Origin of the sequence: Pseudomonas sp. GM18, assembly GCF_000282195.1 — a bacterium.
Classification (GTDB): domain Bacteria; phylum Pseudomonadota; class Gammaproteobacteria; order Pseudomonadales; family Pseudomonadaceae; genus Aquipseudomonas.
The window spans coordinates 1-14,965 of sequence record NZ_AKJT01000111.1 but is presented as its reverse complement, the minus strand read 5'-3'; the positions used below and the strand labels follow the sequence as shown (position 1 = coordinate 14,965).

Below are 14,965 nucleotides of genomic sequence, written 5' to 3'. Positions count from 1 at the left end.
GCAATACCCTAGAGAAAAGAAATGAGTGAGCTGGCGGATAAGGTCCAACAGGATTTGGTTGAGGCCATCGATAATGATGACCTGGTTCTGCCAACATTACCGGAAGTGGCCCTGCAGATTCGCAAGGCCGCCGAAGACCCGGAAATCAGTGTCAGCACCCTGAGCAAAGTGATCGGCCGCGATACCGCGCTGTCGGCGCGTCTGATCAAAGTGGTCAATAGCCCGTTGCTGCGCGCGACCCAGGAAGTGACTGACTTGCACACGGCAATCACCCGCCTGGGCGTCAATTACAGTAGCAACCTGGCCATCGGCCTGGTGATGGAACAGATCTTCAATGCCCGTTCCGAAGTAGTGGAACAGAAAATGCGCGAGGTCTGGCGCAAAAGCCTGGAAATCGCCGGCGTCAGCTATGCGTTGTGCCGCAGCTACACACAACTCAAGCCTGATCAGGCCGCGCTCGGCGGGCTGGTGCATCAGATTGGCGTGCTGCCGATCCTGACCTACGCCGAAGATCACTATGAATTGTTGTCGGACCCGGTCAGCCTCAACCATGTGATCGACCGCATTCATCCGCTGCTCGGCGATAAATTGCTCAGGGTCTGGGAGTTTCCGGAAATGCTGGTGCAATTGCCGGGGCTGTATCTGGACTTCAAGCGGCAATCGGAGCGGGTCGACTATGTCGATCTGGTTCAGGTGGCCAGCCTGTATTGCCACAAGGACACCGATCATCCCCTGGCCCGTATCGACCCGTTCAGTGTGCCGGCCTTCAAGAAGCTGGGGATCGATCCGGAGAACGAGGCGATGTGCAAGGATCTGGAAGAGTCGCGGTCGATGTTTTACTGATCACTGTGGTGAGGGAGCTTGCTCCCTCACCACAGGTGTGTGCTCACTCTCCCGCGATAAAACTCACCCGCACCTTCAGCCCGGCCAGTTCGCCATCGTGCAGGCTGATCTGCGCCAGGTGGGCGCGGCAGATCTCGCCGACAATCGCCAGCCCCAATCCAGATCCAGCCACCTGCTGGTTGCGCCGGTAAAAACGCTCGAACACCCGCTCCCGTTCATCAAGGGGAATCCCCGGGCCATCGTCCTCGACCTCCAGCACCGCCGGCGCCGTGACCCGCAGAATCACATTGCCGCCCGGTGGGGTGTGGGCCAGTGCGTTGTCCACCAGATTGCTCAACAGCTCGTTCAGCAGCGTCGGCTCGCCACGCATCCACACCGGTTCGTCGGCTTCCAGCGCCAGTGCCACACCACGTGCATGGGCCAGCGGCGCCATGGCCATGCCCAGTTCACGGGCCAACTGACTGAGGTCGAGCAACTGCGCACCGCCCTCGGCGATGGCCCGGGCGCCATTTTCGACCCGTGCCAGCGAGAGCAATTGATTGGCTAGATGGGTCAGGCGATCCGTGCTCTGGGCGGCGGTTTCCAGGGTGCTGCGCCAGGTTTCGGGCTCATTTGAGCGCAAGCCCAGTTCGAGTCGTGCCTTGAGCGCTGCCAGCGGTGTACGCAGTTCATGGGCGGCATCGGCGATGAATTGCGCCTGGCGCTCGAACTGCCCGCGCAACCGCTCGGTGAAGTGATTGAGCGCACGCACCAGCGGCCCCAGCTCGTGCTGCACTTCCACCAGCGGCAAGGGGCGCAAGTCGTCGGACTGACGCTCTTCCACCGCAGTGCGCAAGCGCTCCAGCGGACGCAACGCCGCACTGACCGCAAACCAAACCAGCAGCAACGCACCGATCGCCAGCATGCCCAACCGCAACAACGTGTCGGCCATCAGGCTGCGAGCCATGCGGACCCGCGCCTCATCGGTTTCTGCCACGCGGATTTCCGCCATGCCGTTCATGTTCGGCTCGCTGACTGCTTTAAGCAGGCTGACCACCCGCACGTTCTGCCCTTGATAAGTGGCATTGTAGAAACGTGCCAGCGCCGGATAGTCATCGGTGCGCGGTGTTCCCGGCGGCGGTGCCGGCAGGTTTTCATAGCCCGAAATCAGCTTCTGATTGATGTCGTTGACCAGGTAAAAAATCCGCCCGGCGCTGTCGTAGGCAAATGTATCGAGGGCCACGTAGGGCACGTTGGCGCTGAGGCTGCCGTCGCGCTGGGACAGGCCAGCGGCGATGGTCCGCGCCGAGGCCAGCAAGGTCCGGTCGTATGCGGTGTCGGCGGCTTCGCGACCGTTCCAGTACGCGCTCAAACCACTGGCGAGCATCAACACCACCAGCAGCAGCGCGAGGTTCCACAGCAACCGCCAACGCAGGCTGCTGAGCTTATGCATCGCGGCTTTCCAGCAAATAGCCAAGGCCACGGAAGGTCACGATGGCCACCGGTTGGCCGTCGAGTTTCTTGCGCAAGCGATGGACGTAGATCTCGATCGCATCGGGACTGGCCTCCTCGTCCAGGCCGAAGACCTGAGCCGCCAATTGCTCCTTGCTCATCACCCGACCGGGACGGGCGATCAGGGCCTCGAGCACCGCCTGCTCGCGGGAGGTCAGGGTCAGCAATTCTTCGCCGAGGGTGAAGCGCCGGGTGTCCAGGTCATAGGCCAGCACGCCACAGCGCTGCTGGCGTTCACCGCCGAGCACGCTGCGGCGCAGCAAGGCTTTGACCCGGGCTTCGAGTTCGGTCAGTTCGAAAGGTTTGGCCAGGTAATCGTCAGCCCCCAGGTTCAGGCCATGGACCCGATCCTTGACGTCGCTGCGGGCGGTCAGCATCAGCACCGGCAGGTTCTTGCCCCGGGCCCGCAAGCGCGCCAGCACTTCGAAACCATCCATGCGCGGCAGGCCGACATCGAGGATCGCCATGGCGTATTCCTCGCTGCTCAAGGCCAGGTCGGCCGCCACGCCGTCATGCAGCACATCCACGGTCAGCCCGGTGCTCTTGAGCGCCTGGGCGACACTTTCAGCAAGCTGCAGATGGTCTTCGACGAGCAGAACACGCATGGATCTTTACCTCATTCAGGGATGGTCGACGCCATTCTTTGGCGCGGAGTTTACAGCCGCATCCGTCGCTGTGAAGCCCGAAAACCGTGAAAGTCAGCTGAAAGGTTAGCGAAAGGTAAGCCGGTTAGAGTCCAGCCACGGACAGTTTCGACTGCCGTCGCTGCCGCACACAGCGATACGAAAAACGCCTCGAAGCGTTTTCGCCGATAAGAACAATAAACGGAGTACGTCACCATGCTGTCCATGCAGCTTCAGGCTCGCCCGCCTGTTCGTTTTTCCCGCCTCAGCCAAACCGCCCTTGTCAGTGCCGCCGCCCTCGCCGGCTTTTCGCCGTTGAGCCAGGCTGCCTTCTTCGAAGACAGTAAGGCAACCTTCGAAACCCGCAACATGTATTTCAACCGCGACTTTCGCAACGGCACCAGCGCCCAGCAATCCAAGCGGGACGAATGGGCCCAGGGGTTCATGCTCAATCTGCAATCGGGTTACACCGACGGCACCGTGGGGTTCGGTGTCGATGCGCTGGGCATGTTGGGGGTAAAACTCGATTCGAGTCCGGACCGCACCGGCACCGGCCTGCTGCCAACCCATGACGACGGGCGCGCGGCGGACGAGTATTCCAAGCTTGGCCTGACCGGCAAAGTAAAGATCTCCGCCACGGAACTGAAAATCGGCAGCCTGATTCCGGAACTGCCGACCCTCAAACCCAACGACGGCCGCATTCTGCCGCAGACCTTTGAAGGCGGAATGCTGACCTCCAAGGAAATCAAGAACCTGACCTTCACCGGCGGGCGTCTGGAGAAAGCCAAGGACCGCGACAGCACCGACTTCGAGGACATCGCCCTCAACAACAAGAACAGCCGCTTCGCCGGCACCGTGGCCGGCAAGCATTTTGACTTTGGCGGCGTGGACTACAAGTTCACCGACAAGATCACCGGCAGCTACCACTTCGCTCAACTCGATGAAGTCTACAATCAGCACTTCCTCGGTGTTGTCGCTTCGCAACCGTTCGGCCCCGGTACTTTCGGTACCGATCTGCGATTTGCCATCAGTGACGACGAGGGCGCGGCCCGTGGCGGTAAAATCGACAACAAATCCCTGAACGGGCTGGTGAGCTACGCCTTGAACGGGCATAAACTCAGCGCCGGCTATCAGCACATGTCCGGCGACAGTGCCTTCCCCTACGTCGATGGCAGCGATCCGTACCTGGTCAACTTCGTGCAGATCAACGACTTTGCCGGCGCCGAAGAACACTCCTGGCAGGCGCGTTACGACTACGACTTCGCCAAACTAGGCATTCCTGGCCTGAGCTTCATGAGCCGTTACGTGAGCGGTGACAACATCAAGCTCAAGAATGGTGATGAAGGCAAAGAGTGGGAACGCAACACCGAGATCAAATACGTCGTACAAAGTGGCGCCCTCAAGGACGTTGCCGTACGCCTGCGTAATGCCACCTACCGCTCCAACTACTCCGCTCGCGATGCCGATGAAGTGCGTCTGCTGGTGAGCTATAGCGTTGCCCTTTGGTAATTCAGTACGTCCATAACAAAAACTTAAGGAGACTTGAATGAACCTATCACTGCATAAAGTTGCTCTGGCCACCGGCATCATGCTGTTCGCCGGCCAATTGCTGGCCGAACCCAAACGCCCGGAATGCATCGCCCCAGCCTCGCCGGGCGGCGGTTTCGACCTCACCTGCAAACTGGCGCAAAGCGCGCTGGTCAACGAAAAACTGCTGACCAAACCGATGCGCGTGACCTACATGCCCGGCGGTGTCGGCGCGGTGGCGTACAACGCGGTGGTCGCCCAGCGCCCGGCCGATGCCGGTACGCTGGTGGCCTGGTCCAGCGGTTCGCTGCTGAACCTGGCGCAGGGCAAATTCGGGCGTTTCGATGAAAGTGCCGTGCGCTGGCTGGCGGCCGTTGGCACCAGTTATGGCGCCATCGCGGTGAAAAGCGATTCGCCTTACAAGACCCTGGACGATCTGGTCAAAGCCCTGAAGAAAGACCCTAGCTCCGTAGTGATTGGCTCTGGCGGCACCGTCGGCAGCCAGGACTGGATGCAAACCGCCCTGATCGCCAAAGCGGCCGGGATCAACCCGCGCGACCTGCGTTACGTCGCCCTCGAAGGCGGCGGTGAAATCGCCACCGCCCTGCTCGGCGGCCACATCCAGGTCGGCAGCACCGACATCTCCGACTCCATGCCACACATCCTGAGCGGCGACATGCGTCTGCTGGCGGTGTTCTCCGAGAAGCGTCTGGACGAGCCGGAAATGAAAGACATTCCGACGGCTAAAGAGCAAGGCTACAACATCGTCTGGCCGGTGGTTCGCGGTTTCTACCTCGGGCCAAAAGTCAGCGACGAGGACTACGCCTGGTGGAAAAACGCTTTCGACAAACTCCTGGCCTCCGAGGATTTCGCCAAGTTGCGCGATCAGCGTGAACTGTTCCCGTTCGCCATGACCGGCCCGGAGCTGGACACCTACGTGAAGAAGCAGGTCGCGGACTACAAAGTGCTGGCCAAAGAGTTCGGCCTGATCCAGTGATCGCCTCTGTCTAGCGGCTGCGGCCCCGGTTCTCGGGGTCGTGGCCCAGGAGTTCCCCATGCTCATACAACGCATTTTTGCTTCGGTGCTGTTGCTGGTCTGTGTCGGCCTGGCGCTGATGGCGTGGCCGTATCAAGCGGCTTTTTCCTACGAACCGGTCGGACCTCGCGCCTTCCCCCTGCTGATGCTCGGCCTGATGGGCCTGGCTTTGCTGTACATGGTGTTTCGGCCGGCGCCGATCGTACACAGCGATGACGACCCGAAACTGGACCGCGAAACCCTGACCAAAATCGGCATCTGCGTGCTGCTGTTGCTGGTGTTCGCCGGGGCCTTCGAACCTCTTGGTTTCATCGTCGCCAGCATTCTGATCGGGGTCCCGATGGCACGCCTGTATGGCGGTCGCTGGCTGCCCAGCGCGGTGATCATCAGCCTGATGGCCATCGGTCTTTATCTGCTGTTCGACAAGTTGATGGACGTGCCACTGCCGTTGGGCGTGCTCGACGTTCTGGAGAACTGATATGGATACTCTTGGCTATTTGGGGCAGGGCTTCGGCGTCGCGCTGAGCCCGTACAACCTGGTGACCGCTTTATGCGGCACCCTGATCGGCACCGTCGTCGGGCTGCTGCCGGGGCTGGGGCCGATCAACGGCGTGGCGTTGCTGATTCCGATCGCGTTCGCCCTCGGCCTGCCACCGGAGTCGGCGCTGATCCTGCTGGCGGCGGTGTACCTGGGTTGCGAATACGGCGGCCGGATCAGCTCGATCCTGCTGAACATTCCGGGCGAGGCCTCCACCGTCATGACCACTCTCGACGGCTACCCGATGGCCCGCAAGGGTCTGGCGGGGGTGGCGCTGTCGCTGTCGGCGTGGAGTTCGTTCATCGGTGCATTCATCGCGACTTGCGGCATGGTGCTGTTCGCCCCATTGCTGGCGAAATGGGCGATTGCCTTCGGACCGGCTGAGTATTTCGTGCTGATGGTGTTTGCGATTGTCTGTCTCGGCGGCATGGCCGGCGACCGACCGCTGAAGACCTTCATTGCAGCACTGATCGGTCTGTTTCTGTCGAGCGTCGGCATCGATGCCAACAGCGGCGTATACCGTTTCACCGGGGACAACATTCATCTGACGGACGGCATTCAGTTCGTCGTGCTGGTATTGGGCCTGTTCTCCATCAGCGAAATCCTCTTGCTGCTGGAAAAAACCCACCGTGGCCAGGAAGCGGTGAAAGCCACCGGGCGCATGATGTTCAACTTCAAGGAAGCTTCGGCGGTGTTCGTGGTGAACATCCGTTGCGGTTTGCTGGGCTTCATCATGGGCGTGTTGCCGGGAGCCGGCGCGACGCTGGCCAGCGCGGTGGCCTACATGACCGAGAAACGTATCGCCGGTGCCAAGGGCACTTTCGGACAAGGCGACATGCGTGGCCTCGCGGCTCCGGAAACCGCCATCGGTGGCGCTGCCTGCGGTGCCCTGGTGCCGATGCTGACCCTCGGTGTTCCGGGTTCGGGTACCACGGCGGTGATGATCGGCGCATTGTCGCTGTACAACATCACCCCGGGCCCGCTGTTGTTCCAGCAGCAGCCAGACATCGTCTGGGGCCTGATCGCGTCGTTGTTCATCGCCAACGTGATGCTGGTGATCCTCAACATCCCGATGATCCGCGTCTTCACCCGCATCCTCGCCGTGCCGAACTGGGCACTGGTGCCGGTGATCGCGATCATCACCGGGATCGGCGTCTACGCAGTACACGCTACAACCTTCGACCTGTTCCTGATGATCGGCATCGGCATCTTCGGCTACATCCTGCGCAAGCTGGACTTCCCGTTATCGCCAGTATTGCTGGGCTTCATCCTGGGCGGTCTGATGGAGCAGAACCTGCGTCGCGCGCTGTCGATTTCCAACGGAGCACTGGAAATCCTCTGGTCGAGCCCGATCACGTTCGGTTGCTGGGTGCTGACTGCAATCATGTTGCTGATGCCACTGCTGCGCATCTGGCGCAAACGTTCGGTCGCCCGGCGCGCTATCGCCGATGTCTGATCGAACACCTTTCAAAGCCTGGTGGGGAACACCGCTGGTCGGTCTGCTGGGCGGTTACCTCGCCAGCCAGATCGGCTGGCCGCTACCGTGGATGGTCGGCTCGTTGCTGGCGATCATCCTGGTGCGCTGCCTGACACCCTGGCAATTGGCGGAAATCCCTGGCGGCCGTAAATGCGGCCAGTGGGTCGTCGGTATCGGCATCGGCCTGCACTTCACCCCGGTTGTGATGGAGCAGGTGCTGAGCCACTTCGGTCTGATCTTCTTCGGTGCGTTGGTCACCAGCCTGTCCGCGGTGGTCGGGGTCTGGTTGATGCGGCGTACCGGCGAAGATCGCGCCACCGCGTTCTTTTCCAGCATGCCCGGCGGCTCCGGAGAGATGGTCAACCTCGGTGCCCGCAACGGCGCGGTGCTCAGCCGTGTTGCGGCGGGGCAAAGCTTGCGGGTGCTGGTGGTGGTGCTGTGTGTGCCGGCGGCGTTCAAGTATCTGTTGGGCGGCGGTGCGCCGGTCTTGCATGCAGCGACCGTCAGTTGGTGGTGGCTGGCCCTTCTGTTCCCGGCGGGCGCCCTGGCCGCCTGGATCTGGGAGCGCCTGCGGCAACCCAACCCCTGGCTGTTCGGGCCGTTGCTGGTGAGTGCGGCGGTGAGCATTGGTTGGGACCTGCACATCGGACTGCCCAACGGCGGCAGTCAGATCGGCCAGTGGCTGATCGGCAGCGGATTGGGTTGCCACTTCAATCGACAGTTCTTCCGGCGAGCACCGTCCTTCATGGGCCGGACCCTGATCGGCACGGTGTTGACCATGTTGATCGCCACGCTGGCGGCGCTGGGGTTGAGTGCATTGACCCGTCTGGATCTGCGTTCGCTGACACTGGGCATGATGCCCGGCGGGATTGCCGAGATGAGTTTGACGGCGGAGACCCTGCAACTATCGGTACCGCTGGTGACGGCGATGCAGGTGATGCGGCTGTTGTTTGTGTTGTTTTTGGCAGAGCCGTTGTTCAGGTATTGGAACCAGAAACCTGAGCAGCCCTGACACCCTGATCGTTCCCACGCTCTGCGTGGGAACGATCATTTCAGCGCATCAAACCGGCGGCAACCGCCACTCGATCGGCGTCTCGCCATTCTGTTCCAGAAACTTGTTCGCCCGACTGAAATGCCCGCAGCCGAGGAAACCGCGATAAGCGGACAGCGGCGACGGGTGGACCGAGGTCAGCACCAGATGTTTGGTGGCATCGATGAGTTTCTGCTTGCTCTGGGCATGCGCGCCCCACAGCAGGAACACCAGATGCGGCTGGTGCTCGCTGACCACTTCGATAATCCGGTCGGTAAAATACTGCCAGCCCTTGCCCGCATGGGCGTTGGCATTCGCCCGTTCCACGGTCATGGTAGTGTTGAGCATCAACACGCCCTGCTCCGCCCAACTCTGCAGGTAGCCATGGTTGGGGATGTCGATGTTCAGGTCGCGTTTCAATTCTTTATAGATGTTCACCAGCGACGGCGGCGCCGGTACGCCCGGCTGCACCGAGAAGCACAACCCATGGGCCTGACCGGGGCCGTGGTATGGATCCTGCCCGAGGATGACCACCTTGACCTTGTCCAGCGGCGTGGAATTGAGCGCGTTGAAAATCAGCGGTCCCGGCGGATAGATCTCCTTGCCCGCCGCGCGCTCCTGTTGCAGGAATGTGCGCAACTCTGCCATGTAAGGCTGGTCGAATTCGGCACGCAGGGCCTCCTTCCAGCTCGGTTCGAGTTTGATACGGTCGTCAGCAGTCATGGTTACATCCGGCAAAAACAATGGGGCGAACCCTAGGAAAGCCCATCACGCTTGTCAATTGATCTGACGCAGATCCGGCACTTTCCTATAGAGCGATCATACTGAACGCTCAAATTCCCGATCGAGGTCACGATGAATCTGCACTTCGAAGAACTCACCGGCACCGACGGCGCACGCATCGGCATCGCCAGCCTGGATGCCGAAAAGTCCCTCAACGCCCTCTCCTTGCCGATGATCAACGCCTTGCGCGATCAACTGGAAGCCTGGGCCAAGGAACCACAGATCGTGTGCGTGCTGCTGCGCGGCAATGGCGCCAAGGCCTTTTGCGCCGGCGGTGAAGTACGCAGTCTGGTGGAGGCGTGTCGCGCCCATCCCGGAGAAGTGCCGCCGCTGGCTGCACACTTCTTTGCGGCAGAATATCGCCTCGACTTCAATCTGCACACCTACCCGAAACCGTTGATCTGCTGGGGGCATGGTTACGTACTGGGCGGCGGCATGGGGCTGCTGCAAGGGGCAAGCATTCGGATTGTTACACCGAGCAGCCGGTTGGCGATGCCAGAGATTGGCATCGGTTTGTACCCGGACGTCGGCGCCAGTTGGTTTCTGTCGCGATTGCCCGGCAAGCTCGGGTTGTTTCTCGGCCTGACCGGCGCCCAGATGAACGGTCGCGATGCGATCGATCTGGACCTGGCCGATCGCTTTTTGCTCGATCAACAACAGCAAGAGCTGATCGAAGGTTTGCTGCAATTGAACTGGCAGGAACAGACCGCCATGCAGCTCAACAGTCTGCTCAAGGCCTTGCAGCAGGAAGCGCTGGTAAAAATGCCCGAAGCGCAGTGGTTGCCACGACGCCAGCACATCGACGAGCTACTGGATGTCAGCGATGTCCGTTGTGCCTGGAAGGCTATCAGCCTGTTGCGCGATCACCCCGACTTGCTGCTCAGCCGTGCTGCCAGGACCATGATTGAAGGCTCGCCCCTGACCGCTCATCTGGTATGGGAACAGATCGCCCGCGCCCGGCACCTGTCGTTGGCTCAAGTCTTTCAGATGGAATACACCATGAGCCTCAATTGCTGCCGTCATCCGGAGTTCGGCGAGGGCGTGCGTGCGCGGTTGATCGACAAGGACCAGAAACCTCACTGGCACTGGCCGGATATCAACACGGTGCCGGAGGCGGTAGTGGAAGCGCATTTCCGCAAGGTCTGGGAAGGTCGGCACCCTCTGGCCGATCTGTCGGAATACTGAAATCCGGGCACAAAAAAGCGGCGCTTCATGCGCCGCTTTTTATTGAGGGGTTAACGGCGGTGGCCTCGGCCATCGCGATCGTCATGGTCGCCTCTTCCGTCACGGTGATCCCGCCCACTGTGGCCCCAAGAGTCATTGCCCCAGTTGCCGCGGTTGCGGCCGTCCCAACCGTCGCGACGGCCATCCCAACCGCCGCGGTCATGACGGTCCCATCCGCGATTCTGGTTGCCGCGGTAGTCGTAATAGCGCGGTGCCGGTTGATACACCCGCGGCTGATAGTAATAACGCGGCGATGGCTGGTAATAGCGTGCAGGCGGTGAGTAATACCTGCGCGGAGCTGAGTAGTAACCACCATCGGAGTAGTAAGACCCGCCACCGGAATAATACGGTGCTGGGGACGTATAGACCTCGGAACGGTAATAGCTGTCTCCTCCATCGGAATAGGGCACGCACGCACCAAGAGACAATCCCGATAGAACAATCAGCAGAATTTGGCGGAGTTTTCTTCGACAGAGCATGGCGGCCTCCTGGACCGCGAGTGAGCCACACCAGCGACGCTGGCAGGCGACAGTCAATTGTTCGGCGACTGTCGAAAGATCAGACAGTGAAATCGGGATCTGGTGCGTTTCCGCAACACGTTGAAACAAGTAGCCGATGAAAGGTTTTTCATCCTGCGCAAAAGAAAACGGCGCCTCCGCAAGCCGGACACGCCGTTATATTCATGAGTTGATTAATGGTGCCAGCGATTGTATCCACCGCCGTAATGACCAGGTCCGTGTCCACCGTAGTAATAATAGCGATAGCCACCGTAAACACGCGGGCCGTAATAGCCGCCGTAATAATAAGGCGAGTAGTACCCAGGGTAGTAATAAGGCGCCGAATAAACATCGGCAGGACCTACGTAGTAGTAACACCCGGACAGACCCAAACCAAGAAACACACTGAGCAGTATTTGGCGGAGCTTTTTCTGACAAAACATGGAGGCCTCCTGAAAGACCTGCAACGGCAGTCGAGTCACACCTGTTTTGACTTTAAAACCGGCACCGAGTGCCAAACCGTATCGACCTTCAGATCAGCGGCTAGCCGTCCTTCTACGGTGCATGCCCATGCGCAGCGCACCATGACAAGGCAAAGCGTCCTGTCCTATTGAACTCCCCCACCCTTCCATGCCCCAGCCAGAGCGCTCAAGCCAACTTGGCACGGCTCTCGCTTAACCAATGGTGTGCAGGAGTCATCACAGGTTCGCGGCACCACAATTTGCAATGGCTGACTAGGGTTCCGGCTCGCAATCGCGAGTGGCTGGTCCGAGAGTTGGCGACCTCCAGTTGAGGTTACACGGCGGGACAAAAGCCCGGGAGACAAGCCACCGTTCGCGGTGCCGCTGCCTTCCTGTCCGCCCTTGATCAACTGGAGAACCATCCCATGTCCCGACTTCGTTTACCCGCCCTGCTCGCCGCTGCTTTTGCAGCCCTCGTGAGTGTCTCGTCCCACGCCGCACAGAAAGATCATTTCAGCGTCTGCTGGACTATCTACGCCGGCTGGATGCCCTGGGAATATGCCGGCAGCCAGGGCATCGTCGACAAATGGGCGAAAAAGTACGGCATCAAGATTGATGTGGTGCAGCTCAACGACTACGTCGAATCCATCAACCAATACACCGCCGGCCAGTTCGACGGCTGCACCATGACCAACATGGACGCGCTGACCATTCCGGCTGCCGGCGGCGTCGACAGCACGGCGCTGATCGTCAGCGACTTCTCCAACGGCAACGACGGCATTGTGCTTAAAGGCGAAGGCAAGAAAGTTACTGACCTCAAAGGCATGGACGTCAATCTGGTTGAGCTGTCTGTCTCCCATTACCTGTTGGCCCGTGCTCTGGATTCGGTAGACCTCACCGAGAAAGACCTGAAAGTGGTCAACACCTCCGACGCCGACATCTCCGCCGCGTTCAACACCGAACAGGTCAATGCCGTCACCACCTGGAACCCGATGCTCTCGGACATCAAGGCCAAGCCTGGGGTGACCGAAGTGTTCAACTCCAGCCAGATCCCCGGCGAAATCATGGACATGATGGTGGTCAACAGCGCCACCCTCAAAGACAACCCGGCCCTGGGTAAAGCCCTGACCGGCGCCTGGTTCGAAGTGGTTGAGTTGATGAACGCGAAAAACGCCGCCAGCCAAGCCGCCCTCGAACACATGGCCAAAGCCTCGGGCACTGACCTGGCGGGTTTCCAGGCGCAACTGGACACCACCAAACTGTTCGCCACGCCCAAAGAAGCCCTGGCGTTCTCCACCAGCAAGCAACTGCCCGACACCATGCGCAAGGTTGCCGAGTTCTCGTTCCAGCACGGCTTGCTGGGTGAAGGCGCCAAAGACACCAGCGCCATCGGCATGGCCTTCGCCAATGGCGTGACCAGCGGCGATAAAGGCAACCTCAAGCTGCGCTTCGACCCGACTTACGTGCAGATGGCCGCCGACGCCAAGCTGTAAGACAGGAGGAGCTGGCCATGCGCCTGATCAATCGCCACCCGGATCGCCCGAGTCGCCTGTTGTTGGTGATCCTGCCGTTCGCCCTGGTGCTGTTCGCCTACTTCATGGGCTCGGCCGAACGGCTGATGGACAACCCCAACGACAAACTGCTGCCCAGTGCCGTGCAGATGACCGACGCGGTGAAACGCCTGGCCTTCATCGCCGACCCCCGCACCGGTGAATACCTGCTCTGGCAAGACACCGCCTCCAGCCTGCGGCGGTTGGCCATCGGCCTCGGCATCAGTGCGTTGGCCGGGCTGTGCCTGGGCATCGCCGCCGGTACGCTGCCACTGTTTGGCACGCCGTTGTCGCCCGTGCTGACGGTGCTGTCGATGGTGCCGCCGCTGGCGATTCTGCCGATTCTGTTCATCGTGTTCGGGTTGGGAGAGTTGTCGAAAGTGATGCTGATCGTGATCGGCATCACCCCGTGCCTGGCCCGTGATCTGGAACAGCGCGCCCGGGAAATTCCTGTGGAACTGCTGATCAAGGCGCAGACGCTTGGTGCCTCGACCTGGACCTTGATGTTGCGTGTGGTGCTGCCGCAATTGCTGCCGCGCCTGCTGATCTCGTTGCGACTGATGCTCGGCTCGGCGTGGTTGTTTTTGATCGCCGCCGAAGCCATCGCCTCCACGGACGGTTTGGGTTACAGGATCTTCCTGGTGCGCCGCTACCTGGCGATGGACGTGATACTGCCCTACGTGGTGTGGATCACCCTGCTCGCCTGGCTGATGGACTGGGGCCTCAAGCGCCTGACCCAACGGGCCTTTCCCTGGCACCAAGGTGCCTCCAAATGAGTTATGAAGGGGCGCGGGCATGAGCTTCATCACAGTGAAAAACGTCTGGCAGCAATACGCCGATCAGGTGGTGCTTGAAGGGCTGAACCTGAGCGTCAACGAAGGTGAGTTTTGCACCTTGGTCGGCGCGTCAGGTTGCGGCAAGTCGACGTTCCTGCGGCTATTGCTCGGCCAGGAACACGCCAGTCGCGGCGAGATTCTGTTGGACGGTCACGCGCTGGCTGGCGAACCGGATTCGAGCCGTGGCGTGGTGTTCCAGCGCTACTCGGTGTTCCCGCACCTGACCGTGCTGGACAACGTCGCCCTCGGCCTCGAACTGCCGCGCTCGCCTTTACTGGGGCGGTTGTTCGGCAGCGCTAAAAAAGAGGCACGCGAACACGCCTCAGTGTTGCTGCACAAAGTCGGCCTTGGCCATTCGCTGGACAAGTACCCGGCGCAACTCTCCGGTGGCATGCAGCAACGGCTGGCGATTGCCCAGGCATTGATCATGAAGCCGCGGGTCTTGCTCCTCGACGAACCGTTCGGCGCCCTCGATCCGGGTATCCGCAAAGACATGCACGGCCTGCTGCTGGAGCTGTGGCGCGAGACGCAACTGACGGTGTTCATGGTCACCCACGACCTGTCCGAAGGTTTCAGCCTCGGCACCCGTTTGCTGGTGTTCGACAAGGTCCGCGTCGACCCCCACGCCCCCGGTGCCTATGGCGCGCGCATTACCTACGACATCCCTTTGAACAGCGACCGCCGCGCCAACCGTGCCGCCGTCGACGCCCTGCCGGCTCAGTTGGCAGGCACGCTTCGCATCGCTTAGAGGAATTTGCACATGACTGATTCGACCCAACTGTTCCCGCCCTTCGCCGAAGAAATGCTCCCCGGCGGCGGCCATCGTTCCTTTGTATTGAAACGCGGCCAATTGCTGCGTCTGACCGACCTGCGCGGCGGTGCCAACGTCAGCCTGACGCTGCTCAACGCCAACGAAAAAACCGAACGCCTGAACCTGCCCGACAGCCTCAAATGCCAGCACACCGCCAAGCTCACCAGCGGCCATTGCCTGTACTCGGACATGGGTCGCGTGCTGGCGGCCATCACCGCCGATACCTGTGGCTGGGGGG

The 14,965-nt window shown here is 60.8% G+C and carries 16 protein-coding genes and 1 riboswitch; of the genes, 11 read left to right on the top strand and 5 right to left on the bottom strand.

The window, feature by feature from the left end; translation table 11 throughout:
* Nucleotides 1–21 precede the first annotated feature (21 nt).
* Nucleotides 22–843: an HDOD domain-containing protein gene (locus PMI21_RS02990; RefSeq protein ID WP_007941434.1), complete on the top strand. Its 822-nt coding sequence runs from the start codon at nucleotides 22–24 to the stop codon at nucleotides 841–843.
* Nucleotides 844–886: 43 nt separating this feature from the next.
* On the opposite strand, the gene PMI21_RS02995 is transcribed toward PMI21_RS02990, so the two are convergent.
* Together PMI21_RS02995 and PMI21_RS03000 are read right to left on the bottom strand one after the other, a co-directional pair.
* A complete protein-coding gene (locus PMI21_RS02995) occupies nucleotides 887–2,275 on the bottom strand; it encodes a sensor histidine kinase (RefSeq protein WP_007941433.1) in 1,389 nt (462 codons plus the stop codon).
* Nucleotides 2,268–2,939 carry a response regulator gene (locus PMI21_RS03000; protein WP_007941432.1) on the bottom strand — a complete coding sequence of 224 codons (672 nt, stop codon included), beginning with the start codon at nucleotides 2,937–2,939 and terminating at the stop codon, nucleotides 2,268–2,270. The genes PMI21_RS02995 and PMI21_RS03000 overlap by 8 nt, the downstream gene beginning before the upstream one ends.
* A gap of 234 nt (nucleotides 2,940–3,173) precedes the next feature.
* On the opposite strand from PMI21_RS03000, the gene PMI21_RS03005 reads away from it, so the two are divergent.
* The 5 genes from PMI21_RS03005 to PMI21_RS03025 are packed head-to-tail and all read left to right on the top strand — an operon-like array spanning nucleotide 3,174 to nucleotide 8,547.
* Entirely contained in the window at nucleotides 3,174–4,466 is a 1,293-nt protein-coding gene (locus tag PMI21_RS03005; protein WP_007941431.1) for an OprD family porin, read from the top strand.
* A 37-nt stretch (nucleotides 4,467–4,503) separates the two neighbouring features.
* Nucleotides 4,504–5,481 (top strand): Bug family tripartite tricarboxylate transporter substrate binding protein, encoded by a 978-nt coding sequence (locus PMI21_RS03010; protein WP_007941430.1) that lies wholly within the window; start codon nucleotides 4,504–4,506, stop codon nucleotides 5,479–5,481.
* A gap of 58 nt (nucleotides 5,482–5,539) precedes the next feature.
* Nucleotides 5,540–5,998 carry a tripartite tricarboxylate transporter TctB family protein gene (locus PMI21_RS03015; protein ID WP_007941429.1) on the top strand — a complete coding sequence of 153 codons (459 nt, stop codon included), beginning with the start codon at nucleotides 5,540–5,542 and terminating at the stop codon, nucleotides 5,996–5,998.
* 1 nt (nucleotide 5,999) lies between these two features.
* Nucleotides 6,000–7,514, top strand: a complete 1,515-nt coding sequence (locus PMI21_RS03020; protein ID WP_007941428.1) for a tripartite tricarboxylate transporter permease — start codon at nucleotides 6,000–6,002, stop codon at nucleotides 7,512–7,514.
* Nucleotides 7,507–8,547, top strand: a complete 1,041-nt coding sequence (locus PMI21_RS03025; RefSeq protein ID WP_007941427.1) for an AbrB family transcriptional regulator — start codon at nucleotides 7,507–7,509, stop codon at nucleotides 8,545–8,547. Before PMI21_RS03020 ends, PMI21_RS03025 begins: the two co-directional genes overlap by 8 nt.
* 48 nt (nucleotides 8,548–8,595) lie before the next feature.
* Here PMI21_RS03025 and ung read toward each other — a convergent pair whose 3' ends face one another.
* Nucleotides 8,596–9,288, bottom strand: a complete 693-nt coding sequence (gene ung / locus PMI21_RS03030) for a uracil-DNA glycosylase (protein WP_007941426.1) — start codon at nucleotides 9,286–9,288, stop codon at nucleotides 8,596–8,598.
* Nucleotides 9,289–9,420: 132 nt separating this feature from the next.
* On the opposite strand from ung, the gene PMI21_RS03035 reads away from it, so the two are divergent.
* Nucleotides 9,421–10,533: an enoyl-CoA hydratase/isomerase family protein gene (locus PMI21_RS03035; RefSeq protein WP_007941425.1), complete on the top strand. Its 1,113-nt coding sequence runs from the start codon at nucleotides 9,421–9,423 to the stop codon at nucleotides 10,531–10,533.
* Nucleotides 10,534–10,583: 50 nt separating this feature from the next.
* Here PMI21_RS03035 and PMI21_RS0128325 read toward each other — a convergent pair whose 3' ends face one another.
* Nucleotides 10,584–11,051: a hypothetical protein gene (locus PMI21_RS0128325; protein ID WP_007941423.1), complete on the bottom strand. Its 468-nt coding sequence runs from the start codon at nucleotides 11,049–11,051 to the stop codon at nucleotides 10,584–10,586.
* Between the two features lie 212 nt (nucleotides 11,052–11,263).
* A complete protein-coding gene (locus PMI21_RS29220; protein ID WP_007941422.1) occupies nucleotides 11,264–11,512 on the bottom strand; it encodes a hypothetical protein in 249 nt (82 codons plus the stop codon).
* A gap of 280 nt (nucleotides 11,513–11,792) precedes the next feature.
* Nucleotides 11,793–11,893: riboswitch (guanidine-I (ykkC/yxkD leader) on the top strand.
* A gap of 62 nt (nucleotides 11,894–11,955) precedes the next feature.
* On the opposite strand from PMI21_RS29220, the gene PMI21_RS03040 reads away from it, so the two are divergent.
* From PMI21_RS03040 to PMI21_RS03055, 4 genes are all read left to right on the top strand, one after another.
* Nucleotides 11,956–13,023: a putative urea ABC transporter substrate-binding protein gene (locus tag PMI21_RS03040; RefSeq protein WP_007941421.1), complete on the top strand. Its 1,068-nt coding sequence runs from the start codon at nucleotides 11,956–11,958 to the stop codon at nucleotides 13,021–13,023.
* A 17-nt stretch (nucleotides 13,024–13,040) separates the two neighbouring features.
* Complete coding sequence (locus PMI21_RS03045) at nucleotides 13,041–13,856, top strand: ABC transporter permease (protein ID WP_007941419.1); 816 nt, start codon at nucleotides 13,041–13,043, stop codon at nucleotides 13,854–13,856.
* Nucleotides 13,857–13,875: 19 nt separating this feature from the next.
* Complete coding sequence (locus PMI21_RS03050; protein ID WP_007941417.1) at nucleotides 13,876–14,664, top strand: ABC transporter ATP-binding protein; 789 nt, start codon at nucleotides 13,876–13,878, stop codon at nucleotides 14,662–14,664.
* Nucleotides 14,665–14,676: 12 nt separating this feature from the next.
* The coding region (locus PMI21_RS03055) for a DUF1989 domain-containing protein (protein ID WP_007941416.1) at nucleotides 14,677–14,965 on the top strand (289 nt) is incomplete at its 3' end.

What these genes read in the sequence shown, in the direction of transcription:
- PMI21_RS03010 (WP_007941430.1), top strand. Translation starts at nt 4,504, where the DNA reads ATGAACCTATCACTGCATAAAGTTGCTCTGGCCACCGGCATCATGCTG.
- PMI21_RS03015 (WP_007941429.1), top strand. Translation starts at nt 5,540, where the DNA reads ATGCTCATACAACGCATTTTTGCTTCGGTGCTGTTGCTGGTCTGTGTC.
- PMI21_RS03050 (WP_007941417.1), top strand. Translation starts at nt 13,876, where the DNA reads ATGAGCTTCATCACAGTGAAAAACGTCTGGCAGCAATACGCCGATCAG.
- ung (WP_007941426.1), bottom strand. Translation starts at nt 9,288, where the DNA reads ATGACTGCTGACGACCGTATCAAACTCGAACCGAGCTGGAAGGAGGCC.
- PMI21_RS02990 (WP_007941434.1), top strand. Translation starts at nt 22, where the DNA reads ATGAGTGAGCTGGCGGATAAGGTCCAACAGGATTTGGTTGAGGCCATC.
- PMI21_RS0128325 (WP_007941423.1), bottom strand. Translation starts at nt 11,051, where the DNA reads ATGCTCTGTCGAAGAAAACTCCGCCAAATTCTGCTGATTGTTCTATCG.
- PMI21_RS03045 (WP_007941419.1), top strand. Translation starts at nt 13,041, where the DNA reads ATGCGCCTGATCAATCGCCACCCGGATCGCCCGAGTCGCCTGTTGTTG.
- PMI21_RS03005 (WP_007941431.1), top strand. Translation starts at nt 3,174, where the DNA reads ATGCTGTCCATGCAGCTTCAGGCTCGCCCGCCTGTTCGTTTTTCCCGC.
- PMI21_RS03040 (WP_007941421.1), top strand. Translation starts at nt 11,956, where the DNA reads ATGTCCCGACTTCGTTTACCCGCCCTGCTCGCCGCTGCTTTTGCAGCC.
- PMI21_RS03025 (WP_007941427.1), top strand. Translation starts at nt 7,507, where the DNA reads ATGTCTGATCGAACACCTTTCAAAGCCTGGTGGGGAACACCGCTGGTC.
- PMI21_RS29220 (WP_007941422.1), bottom strand. Translation starts at nt 11,512, where the DNA reads ATGTTTTGTCAGAAAAAGCTCCGCCAAATACTGCTCAGTGTGTTTCTT.
- PMI21_RS02995 (WP_007941433.1), bottom strand. Translation starts at nt 2,275, where the DNA reads ATGCATAAGCTCAGCAGCCTGCGTTGGCGGTTGCTGTGGAACCTCGCG.
- PMI21_RS03000 (WP_007941432.1), bottom strand. Translation starts at nt 2,939, where the DNA reads ATGCGTGTTCTGCTCGTCGAAGACCATCTGCAGCTTGCTGAAAGTGTC.
- PMI21_RS03035 (WP_007941425.1), top strand. Translation starts at nt 9,421, where the DNA reads ATGAATCTGCACTTCGAAGAACTCACCGGCACCGACGGCGCACGCATC.
- PMI21_RS03020 (WP_007941428.1), top strand. Translation starts at nt 6,000, where the DNA reads ATGGATACTCTTGGCTATTTGGGGCAGGGCTTCGGCGTCGCGCTGAGC.